At 42.9% G+C, this 17053-nt stretch carries 17 protein-coding genes and 1 pseudogene; 15 read left to right on the forward strand and 3 right to left on the reverse strand.

Features of this window, described 5'->3' with window-relative positions:
• Positions 1-73 precede the first annotated feature (73 nt).
• The 7 genes from ACM0OS_RS07205 (at position 74) to prfA (ending at position 4874) form a co-directional block, all read left to right on the forward strand.
• Positions 74-1021 (forward strand): DNA-directed RNA polymerase subunit alpha, encoded by a 948-nt coding sequence (locus ACM0OS_RS07205; RefSeq protein ID WP_414542481.1) that lies wholly within the window; start codon positions 74-76, stop codon positions 1019-1021.
• A 32-nt stretch (positions 1022-1053) separates the two neighbouring features.
• Positions 1054-1404: a 50S ribosomal protein L17 gene (rplQ, locus tag ACM0OS_RS07210; protein ID WP_414542482.1), complete on the forward strand. Its 351-nt coding sequence runs from the start codon at positions 1054-1056 to the stop codon at positions 1402-1404.
• 69 nt (positions 1405-1473) lie between these two features.
• On the forward strand, positions 1474-2376 hold the full coding sequence (gene truA / locus ACM0OS_RS07215) for a tRNA pseudouridine(38-40) synthase TruA (RefSeq protein WP_414542483.1): 903 nt from the start codon (positions 1474-1476) through the stop codon (positions 2374-2376).
• Complete coding sequence (gene rplM, locus ACM0OS_RS07220; protein WP_414542484.1) at positions 2373-2828, forward strand: 50S ribosomal protein L13; 456 nt, start codon at positions 2373-2375, stop codon at positions 2826-2828. The genes truA and rplM overlap by 4 nt, the downstream gene beginning before the upstream one ends.
• Positions 2828-3244 (forward strand): 30S ribosomal protein S9, encoded by a 417-nt coding sequence (rpsI, locus tag ACM0OS_RS07225; RefSeq protein ID WP_414542485.1) that lies wholly within the window; start codon positions 2828-2830, stop codon positions 3242-3244. The genes rplM and rpsI overlap by 1 nt, the downstream gene beginning before the upstream one ends.
• A gap of 190 nt (positions 3245-3434) precedes the next feature.
• A complete protein-coding gene (gene rpmE / locus ACM0OS_RS07230; RefSeq protein WP_414542486.1) occupies positions 3435-3677 on the forward strand; it encodes a 50S ribosomal protein L31 in 243 nt (80 codons plus the stop codon).
• A 99-nt stretch (positions 3678-3776) separates the two neighbouring features.
• Positions 3777-4874 (forward strand): peptide chain release factor 1, encoded by a 1098-nt coding sequence (gene prfA / locus ACM0OS_RS07235; RefSeq protein WP_414542487.1) that lies wholly within the window; start codon positions 3777-3779, stop codon positions 4872-4874.
• 10 nt (positions 4875-4884) lie between these two features.
• Here prfA and ACM0OS_RS07240 read toward each other — a convergent pair.
• A pseudogene (locus ACM0OS_RS07240) lies at positions 4885-5332 on the reverse strand (hypothetical protein).
• A gap of 193 nt (positions 5333-5525) precedes the next feature.
• On the opposite strand from ACM0OS_RS07240, the gene ACM0OS_RS07245 reads away from it, so the two are divergent.
• From ACM0OS_RS07245 to ACM0OS_RS07280, 8 genes are all read left to right on the forward strand, one after another.
• Positions 5526-5888, forward strand: coding sequence for a helix-turn-helix domain-containing protein (locus ACM0OS_RS07245; RefSeq protein ID WP_414542488.1), 363 nt, complete (start codon positions 5526-5528; stop codon positions 5886-5888).
• 17 nt (positions 5889-5905) lie between these two features.
• A complete protein-coding gene (locus tag ACM0OS_RS07250; RefSeq protein ID WP_414542489.1) occupies positions 5906-6364 on the forward strand; it encodes a DUF29 domain-containing protein in 459 nt (152 codons plus the stop codon).
• 158 nt (positions 6365-6522) lie between these two features.
• Entirely contained in the window at positions 6523-9210 is a 2688-nt protein-coding gene (locus ACM0OS_RS07255; protein WP_414542490.1) for a DNA methyltransferase, read from the forward strand.
• A 108-nt stretch (positions 9211-9318) separates the two neighbouring features.
• Complete coding sequence (locus tag ACM0OS_RS07260; RefSeq protein ID WP_414542491.1) at positions 9319-10137, forward strand: Rpn family recombination-promoting nuclease/putative transposase; 819 nt, start codon at positions 9319-9321, stop codon at positions 10135-10137.
• Positions 10138-10237: 100 nt separating this feature from the next.
• Positions 10238-11932 carry an ABC-F family ATP-binding cassette domain-containing protein gene (locus ACM0OS_RS07265; protein ID WP_414542492.1) on the forward strand — a complete coding sequence of 565 codons (1695 nt, stop codon included), beginning with the start codon at positions 10238-10240 and terminating at the stop codon, positions 11930-11932.
• Between the two features lie 182 nt (positions 11933-12114).
• Positions 12115-13713, forward strand: a complete 1599-nt coding sequence (gpmI, locus tag ACM0OS_RS07270) for a 2,3-bisphosphoglycerate-independent phosphoglycerate mutase (protein ID WP_414542493.1) — start codon at positions 12115-12117, stop codon at positions 13711-13713.
• Between the two features lie 89 nt (positions 13714-13802).
• Positions 13803-14033 (forward strand): preprotein translocase subunit SecG, encoded by a 231-nt coding sequence (gene secG, locus ACM0OS_RS07275; RefSeq protein ID WP_414542494.1) that lies wholly within the window; start codon positions 13803-13805, stop codon positions 14031-14033.
• 21 nt (positions 14034-14054) lie between these two features.
• Positions 14055-14810, forward strand: coding sequence for a peptidase (locus tag ACM0OS_RS07280; RefSeq protein ID WP_414542495.1), 756 nt, complete (start codon positions 14055-14057; stop codon positions 14808-14810).
• Positions 14811-15109: 299 nt separating this feature from the next.
• On the opposite strand, the gene ACM0OS_RS07285 is transcribed toward ACM0OS_RS07280, so the two are convergent.
• Positions 15110-15718 (reverse strand): fasciclin domain-containing protein, encoded by a 609-nt coding sequence (locus ACM0OS_RS07285; protein ID WP_414542496.1) that lies wholly within the window; start codon positions 15716-15718, stop codon positions 15110-15112.
• Between the two features lie 299 nt (positions 15719-16017).
• Entirely contained in the window at positions 16018-16986 is a 969-nt protein-coding gene (locus ACM0OS_RS07290) for an orange carotenoid protein N-terminal domain-containing protein (RefSeq protein WP_414542497.1), read from the reverse strand.
• Positions 16987-17053 lie beyond the last annotated feature (67 nt).

Genomic DNA, 17053 nt, shown 5'->3' on the forward strand with positions numbered 1-17053 from the left:
AGGGAAACAAAAGTAAAGTCGGGAGGCAATTGATTTGCCTGCTAGCAGCACCTTAAAAAAGGGAGGCTAATCCGTGGCGCAGTTTCAAATTGAATGTGTAGAGTCTAATACTGAGGAAAGTCGGAGCCATTACAGCAAATTTGTTCTCGAACCTCTAGAACGTGGTCAAGGAACAACAGTGGGCAACGCGCTGCGGCGGGTTTTACTGTCGAATCTAGAAGGAACAGCAGTTACAGCAGTCAGAATTGCCGGCGTCTCTCACGAGTTCGCTACAGTTCCCGGCGTGCGAGAAGATGTGCTAGAAATCCTCATGAAAATGAAGGAAGTCATCCTCAGAAGCTATTCTTCTCAAGCCCAGATTGGCAGATTACTTGTGAATGGGCCAGCAACGGTCACCGTGGCACACTTTGATTTACCCAGTGAAGTCGAAGTAATAGATCCCACCCAGTATGTAGCCACCCTCGCCGAGGGAGGTAAGCTGGAAATGGAATTTCGGATTGAGAAAGGTAAAGGCTATCGCACCGTAGAGCGGGGACGAGAGGAAGCTACATCTTTAGACTTCTTGCAAATCGACTCCGTGTTTATGCCAGTGCGGAAAGTCAATTATAGTGTCGAAGAAGCCCGTGGAGATGGCTCAATTACCAAAGACAGACTACTGTTAGAAGTCTGGACAAATGGTAGTATCTCCCCCCAAGAAGCACTATCTTCAGCCGCTGGTATTCTAGTAGAGCTATTTAATCCGTTAAAAGATATCTCACTGGAACCAACAGACACCGGTGCTGATATCCCAGACGACCCCACTGCCCAAATTCCCATTGAAGAGTTACAACTTTCTGTGCGGGCTTACAACTGTCTCAAACGCGCACAAGTTAACTCTGTCGCTGACTTGTTGGATTTTACCCAAGAAGACTTGTTAGAAATTAAAAACTTTGGTCAAAAGTCAGCAGAAGAGGTAGTTGAAGCTTTACAGCGCCGCTTAGGTATTACTTTGCCCCAAGAACGAGGCTCTAAACACCCATAGACCAATTTTTACTAAATTCATAGTGCATTATTATGCGTCACCGTTGTCGAGTAAAAAAACTCAGTAAACCAGCTGACCAGCGCCGTGCCTTGTTACGCGCGCTCACCACCGAAGTTATCCGTCATGGCCGGATTACTACTACTTTAATCAGAGCTAAAGTAGTACGGAGTGAAGTGGATAAAATGATTACTTTAGCCAAAAATGGTTCCTTATCAGCACGTCGGGAAGCTTTAGGCTATATCTACGACAAGCAACTGGTTCATGCTTTATTTGAGCAAGCACCCAACCGATATGGTAATCGTCAAGGTGGTTATACCCGCATTTTACATACCGTCCCTCGTCGGGGAGATAATGCGGAAATGGCCATAATTGAACTGGTATAGTCATAATTTTAGATTTGGGATTTTAAATTTTGGATTAAATCTGAAATTGGAAATCTAAAATCGAGTTGTATGTTAGAAAGCCACCAGCCGCCCCAAACCCATCGAGTAGCCCTAGTAATTCAATACTTGGGCACTCATTTTCATGGCTGGCAACGGCAAAAGCAACATCGTACAGTTCAAGAAGAAATAGAAACAGCCATCGCCACGGTGCTTGGTTATCATGTGACATTACATGGTGCCGGGCGAACCGATTCTGGAGTCCATGCTGCTGCTCAAGTAGCCCATTTTGAAGCCACAGGTTTGATACCACCTCACAAGTGGGCAGCAATCCTTAACAGCTATCTGCCTCAAGATATACTAATAAAGGCTTCGGCTAGTGTCGATCACCACTGGCACGCACGTTTTAGTGCAGCTTATCGACGGTATCGCTACACCATATACACTGAAGATCGACCGAACTTGTTCGTGAGACCCTTTAGTTGGCATTATTATTATGCACCCCTGGATGAATGCTTAATCCAAGCTGCCCTAACACCCCTGATGGGGAGGCATCATTTGGCTGCATTTCACCGTGCAGGGTCAAAGCGATCGCATTCTTGGGTAGAGGTGCAAGCAGCAGAATGTCATCGCAGTGGGCCGTTTCTTCATATTGAAATTCAGGCAAATGGATTTTTATATGGCATGGTACGGCTGTTAGTAGGAATGCTGGTACAAGTAGGCTCTGGCCAGCGTTCACTTGCCAGCTTCACCGAACTCTGGAAAGAACAACGTCGGGAAGAAGTCAAACACGCTGCCCCTCCCCAGGGTTTGTGTTTATTAAGAGTTGGCTATCCAGACTTTCCCTTTCCCCTAGAGATTTGGTATGAAACCCTGCCAAAGTTGGTTTTTCCGCCGATAATTCCCAGGGAATACCCCCAACTAGATACCGTTGATCTCATTTCCAAACCAGCAAGTAAAACAAAACCCCAATGAGTAAAACATACCTTCCTCCTCAAGCATCCCTTGAGCGTGAGTGGTACGTAGTAGATGCCACAGATAAACGCCTCGGCCGCCTCGCAACTGAAATCGCCATGATTCTCAGAGGCAAAAAGAAAGCCGAATATACTCCTCACATGGATACAGGTGACTTTGTTATCGTTGTCAATGCTGAAAAAGTAGCAGTCACAGGCAAAAAACGCAGTCAAAAACTTTACCGTCGCCATTCCGGCCGTCCTGGCGGGATGAAAACAGAAACTTTTGCCAAACTGCAACAACGCCTACCAGAAAGGATATTAGAACACGCCGTCAAAGGAATGCTACCGAAAAATAGCCTCGGTAAGCAGTTGTTCACCAAATTAAAAGTCTACGCTGGGCCTACACATCCCCACGACGCACAAAAACCCAAAGAACTCAACATTAATACAATTCCTGGAGCAGAAAGTTAATGGTAGTAGCAGAAGCAAATAGCGGTCGCGCCGTGTACTGGGGTACAGGCCGCCGTAAATCCGCTGTAGCACGGGTCAGATTGGTTCCCGGTGAAGGTAAGTTGACTGTCAACGGTAAGGATGGAGAATTGTACTTTCAATTCAACGCCAACTACCTAGGAGTTATTAGAAATCCTCTAGAAACTCTAGGATTGGAAAACGAATACGACATTTTGGTGAAAGCTGAAGGCGGCGGCTTAACCGGACAAGCTGATTCTATTCGTTTAGGAGTGGCTCGCGCCTTGTGTCAACTAGACCCAGAAAACCGTCCACCTTTGAAAATCGAGGGCTACCTAACTCGCGATCCTCGTGCCAAAGAACGGAAAAAATATGGTTTGCACAAAGCCCGGAAAGCTCCTCAGTACTCCAAGCGTTAAACATTGGGCATGGGGATATTGGGTATTGGGTATGGAGAAAATTCTTGCCTAGTCCCCAGCGATGCACTGAGCTTGTCGTAAAGCCCTGAAGGGCATAGCTGCGCTTACCGCGCAGCGTCTCGAAGAGAAGTGTCCCCAGTCCCTCTTCACACCTGAAAGTTATAATTGATATAGATTCACGACAAAAAACATGGCTAAATCTGATATTCATCCCCAGTGGTATCCAGACGCTAAAGTTTACTGTAACGGTCAAGTTGTTATGACTGTTGGCTCTACCAAGCCGGAATTGCACGTAGACGTATGGTCTGGAAATCATCCCTTTTATACTGGTACTCAGAAGCTGATTGACACAGAAGGTCGAGTTGAACGCTTCTTGCGTAAATACGGTATGAGCAGCACTCAAACTACAGACGAAACCCAAGAAAATAAGTAGCGGCTTGGCTCTGCTGTTAACGACGACCCTGCAACTGCTGGGTCGATTGTCATTTTTTGGCGAGCCAATTTGTTATTTTAAGGAGCGATCGCATTCGTCATGGCTGAATCATACTTACTAGATAAACTGAAATCGGTTGAACAAACCTTTAATGAACTAACCCGTCGGCTGGCTGATCCTGATACTGCTAGCAATCCTGATGAGTATCAAAAAATCGCCAAGTCGCGTTCGTCTTTGGAAGAAGTAGTAAATACCTACGAAACCTGGAAAACTGCTACTGAAGAACTAGTAGGAGCGCGTCAGGTACTCAAAGAGTCTAACAGTGACCCAGAGTTGCAAGAAATGGCAGCTTTGGAAGTAAAAGAATTAGAAGAAAAATTAGAATACCTAGAAACTCGGTTGAAGGTTTTACTCTTACCCCGCGACCCCAATGATGATAAAAACATCATGTTGGAAATTCGTGCTGGTACTGGTGGTGATGAAGCGAGTATTTGGGCTGGAGATTTACTGCGGATGTACTCCCGCTATGCTGAACTCCAGAATTGGAAAGTAAAACTAGTGAGCGAGTCACTAGGTGAAATGGGCGGCTTTAAAGAAGTAATCCTCGAAATTCAGGGTGATAGCGTTTATAGCCAGCTAAAGTTTGAAGCGGGAGTGCATCGCGTGCAGCGTGTACCTGCCACTGAAGCTGGGGGAAGAGTTCACACTTCTACGGCCACAGTAGCGATTATGCCAGAAGTGGATGATGTGGAAATTCACATTGATCCCAAAGATATTGAAATGAGTACAGCGCGTTCTGGTGGTGCTGGTGGACAAAACGTCAACAAAGTGGAAACCGCTGCTGACTTGTTCCACAAACCCACAGGTATCCGCATTTTTTGTACAGAAGAACGTAGCCAGTTGCAAAACAAAGAACGGGCGATGCAAATTCTCCGGGCTAAACTTTACGAAATGAAGTTAAGTGAACAACAAGACGCTGTAACTTCCATGAGGCGATCGCAAGTTGGTACAGGGTCGCGATCAGAAAAAATTCGCACCTACAATTATAAAGATAATCGCGTGACCGACCACCGTCTAGGACAGAATTATTCTCTGAACCCTGTCTTAGAAGGTGATTTAGAAACGGTGATTCAATCTTGTATCTCTCAAGACCAGCAAGAACGTCTGGCAGAGTTAGCTAGTTCTACTAATAACTAACTTGTTGCTGTTAAACTTCCTGGAAAACCGCTTGTGGCTCTGTATTTTTTTAGCACATATAAGCGGTTTTCTAATGCCGCCTGTAAGGCATCTTGTATTTCACTGGGATAATGGTAATACAGAAATTCATACTTAATAACGTAATTTAACCTCTTCCATTCCTTTAAAGTTTGGCAACAGTAAATTAATTTTTCTACTTCCCTGTGCCAACGTGCAAAAATCCGGTAGCTGAAAAAGCTGCTGCACACGTTACCCTTTGTATCCCAATAAGAAATACACACTTGATGCTTGAGGTGGTGGATTTTTTTAACTTGCTTCACGTCATAGCCTTTAACTTTTAAAGCTTCTTTGACTTCTGCGTCAGAAATGTTCCACTGTTCTGGTTTAATCTTATTAGTGGCGATGAGATTGCGACCTTGGCGGCGATACTGATTAACTTTACGTGACTTGCGGAACATGATGCACTCTTGAATTGATTGGCAGCAACACTAAAAGGTTGAGTTGCGTAGTTATTTTAAAGTTTAAACTAAAATTGCTACCTTGCAACAATCATTTTAAATGATCAGTCACAACAAACCTTGTCAAGATAAAAGTTAAATTTTCAGTTGTGCTGATTAAACTTGTAAATACAGTTGGCTAGCTATATAAGCAGTGAACATCGAAAGCAGAGAAAAACTTGTAGAAATCATCAAACTAGCTCGTGGTTCCATGAGTCAACGAGCATTTGGCAAGCTGATGGGAGTTTCTGCTACAGCTGTTCAGTTGTGGGAAAAAGGTGTAAATGTGCCAGATACTGAATATTTGGCGAAAATCGCAGCGAGAGCGGGCTATACACTCGAAGAGTTACTCAGCTGCTTGGATGGCAAACCAATACAAGAAACTTCAGATTTAAATTTGATTTTAAGACAAATTAAATATATGCCTCTGAGTCAAGTGGCTCAGATTGTACAAGCTGCGGCCGAGAGATTAGCAGCGGTGGCGGAAACATCTGGGGATGAGGCAAAGGCGAGTTAATTTGCAACTACTTAGATATGGACGAACCTTGTTTGTATGACCAAGACTTCTACGGCTGGACACAACAGCAGGCTAAAGCTTTGGAGCAGAGGCGAGTCTTAGAATTAGACTGGCAGCATTTGCAAGAGGAAATTCAAGCATTGGGGCGACAGGAGTATCGGGAATTAGTTAGTCGTCTGAGTGTATTAATCGGTCATCTGTTGAAGTGGGAGTATCAACCCGAACAACGCTCTCGCAGTTGGTTTTTAACTATTCGTGAACAGCGTCGTGCTATCCATCGGCATCTACGACAGAATCCTAGTTTAAAGTCTCGAATAGCAGAAGTCTTGATAGATGGCTTTGAAGCCGGAGTTGATTTAGCACTACGAGAAACTAACTTACCATTACGAACTTTTCCAGAGCATTGCCCTTATTTATTTGATGATGTAATGGCAGACAATTTCCTTTGCGATACTCGTCAGGATTGGGAAGGATGATTTGTAATTAAGTAACTTAGATTCAATCTGAATTTCTGAGTTGAGATTTATTGCTTGATGCTAGAGAATTGATATAAAAAGATAAATATTACCATTTTTGTGGATTAATTCATAACATGGGAATTGCTAAATCTACTTAGGATAATTCACCATCAAAAATGGTAGCAGCAACACCTGAAAGTCTGAATAAGTTTGTTAGTTTTTGTCAGCAGCACATCACAGGACAGGAAAAAAAGGAAGCCCAAACGTTTTTAGACCGATTTTTTCGGGCTTTTGGCCATGACGGAGCGCTGGAAGCTGGAGCGAGTTATGAGGAAGCGATAAAAAAGGGCAGCAAGACGGGTAAAACGGGTTTTGCTGATTTGGTTTGGAAACCCCGCGTGTTGATTGAGATGAAGAAGCGGGGAGAGGATTTAAGTAAGCATTATTCCCAGGCTTTTGACTATTGGACGCGGTTAGTACCTGACCGTCCGCGTTATGTTTTGCTGTGCAATTTTGATGAGTTTTGGATTTTCGACTTTGACATTCAGCTAGATACACCTGTAGATAAAATTTCTCTGGAGCAATTGCCAGAAAGGGCGGGAGCTTTTGCGTTTATGGAGTTTGGGAATAAAACTCCTGTTTTCAACAATAACCAGATGGAGGTGACAGAACGGGCGGCGCGTCGCATGGGTGAGTTGCTGCTGGAACTGGAAAAGCGGGGAATTGAGAAGTTGACGGCGCAGCGCTTTATTTTGCAATGCGTGCTGGCGATGTTTGCTGAAGATAGGCAACTTTTACCCCGTGATATGTTTATTTCCTGTGTTCAGGATTGCATGGCTGGGGCGAGTTCTTATGATGTTTTGGGTGGTTTATTTCGGGAAATGAATCTGCAAGGAAAAACGCCAGCCGGACGTTATCAAGGTGTAGATTATTTCAATGGTGGGTTATTTTCTCAGATTCAGGCAATTGAGTTAACAAAAGAAGAATTAAATTTTTTGGATGTCTCAGCTAAAGAGAATTGGAGTAAGGTACGTCCGGCTATTTTTGGGAATTTATTTGAAGGGACGGTAGATAAAAAAGAGCGTCACGCCAAGGGTATTCATTACACCTCGGAAGCGGATATTATGAAAATTGTTCGTCCGACAATTAGCCGTTATTGGGAGGATAGAATTGATGCGGCTGGCTCAATTAGGGAACTCTCTCAATTACAATTAGAATTACAAAGTTATCGCGTACTTGACCCGGCTTGTGGTTCTGGTAATTTTCTCTACATAGCGTATCAGGAACTGAAAAGAATTGAAACTTTGCTATTAGAGAAGATGCAACAGCGTCGGAAATCGGAAGATAAGCAAATGCTGATGGGTTTGGTGACTCCTCTGCAATTTTATGGTATGGATACGAATCCCTTTGCTGTAGAGTTGGCGCGGGTAACATTGATGATTGCGCGGAAGATTGCAATTGATAATTTGCAATTAACTGAGCCAGCTTTACCTTTGGATTCTTTGGATCAGAATATCGTTTGTCAGGATGCTTTGTTTAGTGAATGGCCAAAGGCTAATGCAATTATTGGTAATCCGCCATTTTTAGGTGGCAAACATATTAGAACCGCTTTAGGTGATGAATATATAAATAAAGTTTTTCGACGCTTTCCAGATGTTAAAGATTCAGTTGATTTTTGTGCTTATTGGTTTCGGTTAGCTCATGAGCATATTGATGAGAAAGGTAGAGTAGGTTTAGTTGCTACAAATTCAGTCAGTCAAGGTAAAAGCAGAGTTGCAGCTTTAGATTATATTACTCAAAATGATGGGTATATTCATGAAGCTGTTTCTACACAACCTTGGTCTGGTGAAGCTAAGGTTCATGTAAGTATTGTTAATTGGTGTAAGGATAAACCGGAAAAATATTATTTAGATAATCAGATAGTTTCACAAATTAATTCTGCATTGAAATTTAGTGTTGATGTTTCTCAGGCTGTGCGGTTAAAAGCTAACTTGAATAAATGCTTTCAAGGGGTTATTCCTGTAGGTGAAGGTTTTATAGTTACGGAACAGCAGGTAAGCGATTGGATAAAAGCTGATTCCAAAAATAAAGAGGTGCTAAAACTTTTTTCAATGGGTGCGAATTTAGCTAAAAATACTCATGGAAAGCCTGAAAGATGGATTATTGATTTTAATGATATGAGTATTGAGGATGCTAGTGATTATAAATTACCATTTGCACATATTAAAGCAACTGTTAAACCACAAAGAGATAATAACCGTAGAAATATTACCAGAATGAATTGGTGGAAATATGGCGAAAAAAGACCAGCCATGAGAACAGCAATTTCATCTTTGTCTTTATACTTCACTGTACCCAGAGTTTCTAAATGGGCTATATTTATGCCAGCACCTTTAAATTGGCTACCTGGTGATTTAAATATTGTTTTAGCATCAGATGAATTTTACATTCTAGGAATCCTCACATCTAAAGTTCATCGCCTTTGGGTTAAAGCTCAAAGTTCAACTTTAAAGGGTGATACTCGCTATACTCATAATACTTGCTTTGAAACATTCCCCTTTCCCCAAAACACCGAAGCTAAATTAGTCCAACAAATTCGCGCCAAAGCCGAAGAACTCCATCAATACCGTACTCAGCAAATGGAGTCTAAACAGTGGGGAATCACCACACTATATAATAAATTCTTTAACGAACCCAGCAGCCAACTTTATAAACTGCATGAACAGTTAGATAAATTGGTAATGCAAGCCTATAAATTTAAAAGCAACGATGATATTCTAGAAAAACTGCTGACTTTGAATTTAGAGTTAGCCGAGAAGGAAAAACAAGGTGAAACTGTCATTGGACCTTGGTCACCAAGTTAAAATATGAGTGAGTGTCGCGCAAAGGCGCAAAGTCGCAAAGGTAAGGATTTAAGTTGTCTGTAAACTCAGTGTACCTTAACGCCCCTCTGCGTTAAAAACTTCATCCTTATGAAAACAGACAGCATCTTTTATCGCCTATTTCAAGAGTTCCCTAGTATCTTCTTTGAACTCATTGGTAATTCTCCTGAAGAAGCTAATAGCTATCAATTTTCCTCAGTTGAAGTTAAACAAACGTCCTTCAGACTTGATGGTGTTTTTCTACCTATACAAACAGTAGAAAACCCAATTTATTTTGTGGAAGTGCAATTTCAAGCCGATGGTGAAATTTATTCCCGACTGTTTGCGGAAGTATGTTTGTATCTCCGACAAAATCAACCCCAAAATGACTGGGGTGCTGTGGTGCTATACCCAACCAGGAGTATAGATACAGGTAGTATTAAACATTACCGTGAGTTCTTCGCAAGTCAGCGAGTTAGGCGGATTTATCTGGATGAATTAGGTGAATATACGTCGCTACCCATTGGCATTGCTACCATACAGTTAATCATTGCCACAAAAGATACTGCGATCGCACAAGGTAAAGAGTTAATCGACAGAACCAAACAAGAAATTAACTCACAGCGTCAACAACAGCAATTATTACAATTAATAGAGACAATCTTGGTTTACAAATTACCCCAAATGAGTAGGAAGGAGATAGAAGCCATGTTTGAATTAAGCGAGTTAAAGCAAACTAGATTTTATCAGGAAGCCTTTCAAGAAGGTGAGGAAGAAGGCGAACGCAAAGGCGAACGCAAAGGCAAATTAAAAGCAGTTCCACCAATGTTAGCCGCAGGGTTAAGTGTCGAGCAAATAGCCGAGGCTTTAGATTTAGGTGTAGAAGAAGTAAAACAGGCTACACAACAACAATCTTCTATTAACGAGTAAAACTACTAAAAAGCATAATCTTGAGTTAATTTTTGTTAATATTGGAGACGGTGTTAGTACTCCGTCCTTCACAACCCATCCCCTACCTGAGAGAAACTTGATGCTGCGACTAGAACATATCAGTAAAATTTATCCCACAGGCGAGGTTCTCAAAGATATCAACTGGGAAGTCAAACCAGGCGATCGCATTGGCTTAGTCGGTGTTAATGGTGCGGGAAAATCTACCCAGCTAAAAATTATCACTGGGGAAATAGAACCCACCGCCGGTGAAATCATTCGTCCTGCTAGTTTGCACATAGCCTACCTCAACCAAGAGTTTGAAGTAGATCCCAGCCGCACAGTGAGAGAAGAATTTTGGAATGTATTCTCAGAAGCTAATCAAGTACAGATATCTCTAGCGCAAGTACAGCGCGACATGGAAACGGCAACACCAGAAGAACTAGATAAACTGATTGATAAGTTAGATCGCTTGCAGCGTCACTTTGAAGCTTTGGATGGTTACGGCTTAGACGCACGTATCGGCAAAATTTTACCCGAAATGGGCTTTGATGCCGAAGATGGCGATCGCCTGGTGAGTGGTTTCTCTGGTGGTTGGCAAATGCGGATGAGTTTGGGTAAAATTCTGTTGCAAAAACCCGACTTGTTACTACTGGACGAACCGACAAACCACTTGGATTTAGAAACCATTGAGTGGCTAGAAAATTACCTCAAAGGCTTGAATACACCAATGGTGATTGTCTCCCATGACCGGGAGTTCCTGGATCGTCTCTGCACGCAAATTGTGGAAACTGAACGTGGTGTTTCTACTACTTACTTAGGTAACTACTCCGCATATCTACAACAAAAATCTGAAAATCAACTAGCACAACTCAGCGCCTACGAACGCCAGCAAAAAGAATTAGATAAACAGCAAACATTTGTTGACCGGTTTCGCGCCAGTGCAACTCGCAGTACCCAGGCGAAAAGCCGGGAAAAACAACTAGAAAAAGTTGAGCGTATTGAAGCCCCCATTGCAGGGATGAAGACTCTGCACTTCCGCTTTCCTCCTGCACCCCGCAGCGGTCGGGAAGTGGTGGAGATTAAAGATTTAACTCATATCTACGATGATAAAATCTTATTCTTGGGAACAAGTCTCTTAATTGAAAGAGGCGATCGCATTGCTTTTCTCGGCCCCAATGGTGCGGGTAAATCTACGCTTTTACGCGTAATTATGGGTATGGAACCACCCACAGAAGGCAGCGTACAATTAGGCGATCACAATGTCATTCCTGGCTACTTTGAGCAAAATCAAGCCGAAGCTTTGGATTTAAAGAAAACAGTCATGGAAACTATCCATGATGAAGTTCCTGACTGGACAAATGAAGAAGTCCGTAGGCTTTTAGGACGGTTTTTGTTCACAGGGGATACAGTATTTAAGCCAGTAGGCGCATTAAGTGGAGGAGAAAAAGCTCGTTTAGCATTAGCGAAAATGCTATTACGTCCAGCTAATCTCTTGATTTTAGATGAGCCGACAAACCACTTAGATATTCCAGCCAAAGAAATGTTGGAAGAATCGTTACAGAACTATGATGGCACGGCGATTGTAGTTTCTCACGACCGCTATTTTATCTCTCAAGTAGCCAACAAAATCGTAGAAATACGCGATGGTGAGTTCCGTGTCTACTTAGGAGACTATCATTACTACCTAGATAAAATTGCCGAAGAAAAAGAACAAGCTAAGTTAGCTGCAATAGCCGCCGAAAAAGCCGCGAAAAAAGCTGCTAAAGCTGCCAAGTCTTCTGGAAAAGGCAAATGATAGAACTGCTCATTAGTGGTCTTAAAAGGCCACTACTAAACTAATGGCTAATTGAGACAAGACAAGAATATGCATAACAGTTATTAACATAGAAGATTAAGTTAATCAGCAGAAATTCACTTGCACTGGTGATTAGCAGTGGTATCATTCGGTTATTACAAAAAGTAAAGGGCAATTTCACTATGACCAAAGCACCTGTTGCTCCTGTGGTGCTAGTCATTTTAGACGGGTGGGGCTACTGCGAGGAGAAGCGAGGCAACGCTATTATGGCTGCTAAAACTCCAATCGTGGAAAGCTTATGGACAGCTTACCCGCACACCCTCATTAGCACATCAGGAAAAGCCGTAGGGTTGCCAGAAGGTCAAATGGGTAACTCGGAAGTTGGTCATTTGAACATTGGCGCTGGGCGAGTGGTACCCCAAGAATTGGTACGCATCTCGGATGCAGTCGAAGATGGTTCTATCCTCAGTAACCCAGCACTTGTCAAAATTTGTCAGGAAGTTCGCGCTGGTAATGGCAAGTTGCATTTAGTTGGGCTTTGTTCTGAAGGCGGGGTACACTCCCATCTCACCCATCTATTTGGACTACTGGACTTAGCCAAAGAACAACGAATTTCCGAAGTTTGTATTCACGCGATCACCGATGGTCGTGATACTGCCCCAACTGAGGGTGTAAAAGCCATCAAGCTGTTGCAGGATCGCATAGACAAAACAGGCGTTGGGCGTATAGTTACCCTAAGCGGTCGTTATTACGCAATGGATCGCGATCAACGTTGGGATCGGGTCAAAAAAGCCTACGATGTCATGACCACAGATAATGCGATTGATAGCCGCAATGCGGTGGAAGTCTTAGAAGCATCTTACGCCGAAAACGTGAAAGATGAGTTTGTCAATCCAGTCCGCATTGCCCCTGGCGCTATAGAACCAGGGGACGGAGTGATATTCTTTAACTTCCGCCCTGATCGCTCCAGACAATTGACTCATGCTTTTGTGAGTCCCGAATTTACAGGCTTTGCCAGAGAACAGATTCAGCCACTTTCCTTTGCTACTTTTACTCAGTACGATTCAGAACTACCTGTAAATGTAGCCTTTGAGCCGCAGAATCTGAGTAATATTTTAGGTGAAGTGATTGCTAATAATGGTTTGCAGCAGTTTCGTACCGCTGAAACCGAAAAATACGCTCACGTCACCTATTTCTTTAATGGGGGACTAGAGGAACCTTTTGTTGGGGAAGACAGAGAACTTGTTAGTAGTCCGATGGTGGCGACTTACGACAAAGCCCCGGCGATGTCAGCAGAAGCAGTCACAGATGTGGCGATCGCCGCTGTTAAAAAAGGCATCTATTCCCTCATAGTGATTAACTATGCTAACCCAGACATGGTAGGGCATACTGGACAAATAGAAGCCACAATTACAGGTATTGAAACAGTGGATCGCTGTTTAGGTCGCCTACTCACCAGTATTAGCAAAGCCGGAGGTACAGCACTGATTACTGCCGACCACGGTAATGCAGAGTATATGCTAGATGAAGAAGGTAATCCCTGGACAGCTCACACGACTAATCCAGTTCCCTTCATCCTAGTGGAAGGAGAAAAAATTACTATCCCTGGACATGGTACCAATGTCGAACTACGAAGCGATGGCAGACTAGCCGATATTGCTCCCACCATTCTAGAGATTTTACAGCTACCCCAACCGTCAGAAATGACCGGGCGATCGCTGTTGGAACCAGCAGGATATGACGTGCAACGCCATCGGACTCCGGTGCAAGCTGGGATGTAAAAAAAAGTTGGGAGTAAAGAGTGTTCTCACTTTTAACTCCTGACTTCTCACTGTGTTTTGAAAAACTTGTTATAAATGAGATTGTTACCATGACAGCTACTAATATTATTCAAGGCATTTGGGCGCTTTCCGCCATCGGTTTAATTATTTTGGTACTGCTACACAGCCCTAAAGGTGATGGTATTGGTGCCATTGGTGGACAAGCCCAGTTATTTAGCAGCACCAAGAGTGCAGAAGACACCTTAAACCGAGTTACATGGGCGCTGACAGTGATTTTTATGGGATTAACCGTAGTTCTCAGTGCTGGTTGGCTACCTTAGTCAAAATAGGGAAATAGGAACATGGGCAACAAAACTCAATACCCAAAACCTAAGACCCCCAAAAATTTAATAACACAAAGATTTATAGCAGTTCTTGCCTTAATTATTGGCATAGGACTGCTAATTATTTTCACTCATTTTCCATCTCATGCTGTAGTACAAAACACACAAATAGCCACCCATCCCCTCCCGCCCAAACTGGCACAATGGCAAGATCACACCAACAGTGGTGACTACTTTTCCCACGTAGAAAAAACACAAGTGGGTTATTTAGTTTGGTCAAAATTTCCCGTGCAAATTTACGTGGAACCACCGCCAGTGGTTAGTAATATCCAGGCTCAAGCATGGGTTAATAGTGTTTTACAGACTGTTCAAGAGTGGAGTATTTATTTGCCTTTGGTGGTAGTGGAACAGCCAGATATAGCTGATATTAAGATTTTACGAAAAGCACCGCCGCTGCAATTTTCCCGTGGTGACATTCCCCGTGCGCGTTCTGCTCAAGCTACTTATGAGTTATACACAAGCCAAAATATTTTGTCTCATCGCTTCACCATTCTCTTAAGTCCCAGTCAAACAGGTGTGTATCTGCAAGCAGCCGCCCGCCACGAACTCGGTCATGCTTTAGGAATTTGGGGTCATAGTTCGTCACCCACAGATGCTTTATACTTTTCCCAAGTTCCTAACCCGCCGCCTATTTCTCCTAGAGATATCAATACTCTCAAGCGGGTTTATAAACAGCCGACTAGGTTGGGGTGGTCTTTAAAAAAAGTATCATAAATTTTTTCCCAACAGACAAGGGTGGCCTATGACCACCCTAATGTTTGAGAATATATTTTGGTGCGAGGGAAATTTCCTAAAATGAGATATCCCACATTCCGCACCCCCCGGTGTCACAATCGGTAATTTCGTATTTTTGAATTCATTTTAGGATGTTTTTTATACAAAAAGGTCGAAATCTTAGGTGGCGATCGCTAATCCCAAACCCCCAAACGACCATTTTTCGTTGTGTGACAGTTTAGGGTGCGGAAGATGGGGATATTCCTCCTCAATATCACACCTGAAGACTTTGAATCAGATTAGTATGCTTGCTGTTGTCCATTGAGTTGAGAAATTAATGCTTGTCGCAATTCTCTAGGAAGCAATACGCGATTTACCCCATGAACTACACCATTGCTTGCTTGAATGTCTGGTTGTACCACACTACCGTCATTAACAATGACTCGATCTGGAGCTACACGAATAGCAACGCCACCACCCAAAGTGCTTACAGGCCCAGTACTTAATTGATCAGATGTTACTGAGCCGGGAACTACATGATAGGTAAGAACTTGTTGTAACAAACTTCTATTTTCCGGTTGCAACAGAAACTCTAATGCACCATCTGGCAAATCAGCAAAGGCTTCATTGGTAGGGGCAAAAACAGTATAAGGCCCTGATCCTGATAATGTGTCAGCCAGCCCAGCCTCTTGTACAGCTTGTACCAAGGTACTGAAAGATTCGTTGCTAGCCGCCAAATCCACAATGTTTGCATTGGCAGATGCGCCAGTTGTTGTAGTTGCAGCTCCTGGAGATGGACTGCTGTGATTATCAGCGATCGCGGGAAGGCTAGAGAAGACGCTGATTCCCAAAAGTCCTGTTAAGATGGCTAAACCTTTAACTACGCGAGTATTAAGAAATGTATTCATGATTGCTAGTAAATTCTTAAGAAATGTGAACTTACTTAAACGTTATCAATCATTCTCTGATCCAAACCTCTACTTAAAGAGTTAAGGTATATCCGCCATAAGTGCTAGTTATACGGGTTAAATATGATTTTTGACGATAAATTAGACAAATTTTCTACGAAACGCCTGTCAGTAAAAATTAATCTCAACATTCATAATTGCAATTTTTCTTAACTTTCGGCAGGAATCTACATTAAGATTATCCGTCCCATTTGCAAGTTATTAGTAGACTATGGGGTGGGCAGGGCCCACCTTAATTACTAAACGCGACGCAGATTTAGTAGTTCTTCAGGAGAAGCCAGCATATCAATTGCTACGAAGAAAATTTTACCTTGGGGATTGATTAAGAACCGCCAAGCAATGTTCATACCTACAGTTACACCGAACCAAGGAGTTTGGACAACACCTGTAATTTTAAGTTGCTTAGAGCCATCGGGCTGATCTTCACAGATACCCTGCTTGGGCATCATGTTCAGTCCTTGTGCTTCTGAACGCATGTATTTAGTGATCGCTTCATGACCAACAATTGGTTTCTGGAATGGTGGTTGCAGCGCGCCATCGGGAGTAAATAAACTGATAGCTTTATCAAAATCGTCTGCATTCATGGCTTCAATGTAACCCAGTACAGCAGGTTCTGTGATGCCATCAATCTTGACTGAGGAAATAGATGGAGCAGTCCGTTGAAATTCTGGTTCTGTTACGGCTTTGGGATAGCTGCTAGGGCCAAGCTCAGAAGTATCGAATCCCATGTTGACTACAGTGTTACGCAGCACTGTAATTTGCTGACCTGGGTCAAGTTTTTTGGTTGCTTCTAATACAACTTTCACACCAGGAGACATTTGATAACCACTAGGAATGGGAGCAACCACACCCTGCTTCATCAACTCCCCTAACTCGTACCAAAAAGCTAACTTAGTATTTACACTGAAAAATCCATAAGAACGACTGATGGGAGCATCGGCGCGTCTAGCAAGGTCTCGCATAACTTCGGTTTGCTCTTCGGAAGACATTTGCTTAATTTGGGTGAGCAAACTTTCTGCTAGTTGCAAACGAGCGGCTCCAGGAGCAGCAGGAGTAATTGTCTTTCCCATTTCTGTGTAGGCGAACCAAAGATAAGCTAATTGGTCATCAACACCAAGTTGATCAAATAAAGCTATGGTTGCGGGAATCGGGCTAGGAACCTGAGTGTTAGAGAAAATATTTTGAGCGGACTCGATAGTTAAAGCCATAATCTGAATTTCCCAAATATTGTTTACTAATTAGCTGCTTTCAAAATTCCGACAAAGAACCTGAAAA

It is taken from the genome of Nostoc sp. CCY0012 (assembly GCF_963920855.1).
GTDB lineage: Bacteria > Cyanobacteriota > Cyanobacteriia > Cyanobacteriales > Nostocaceae > Cyanocohniella.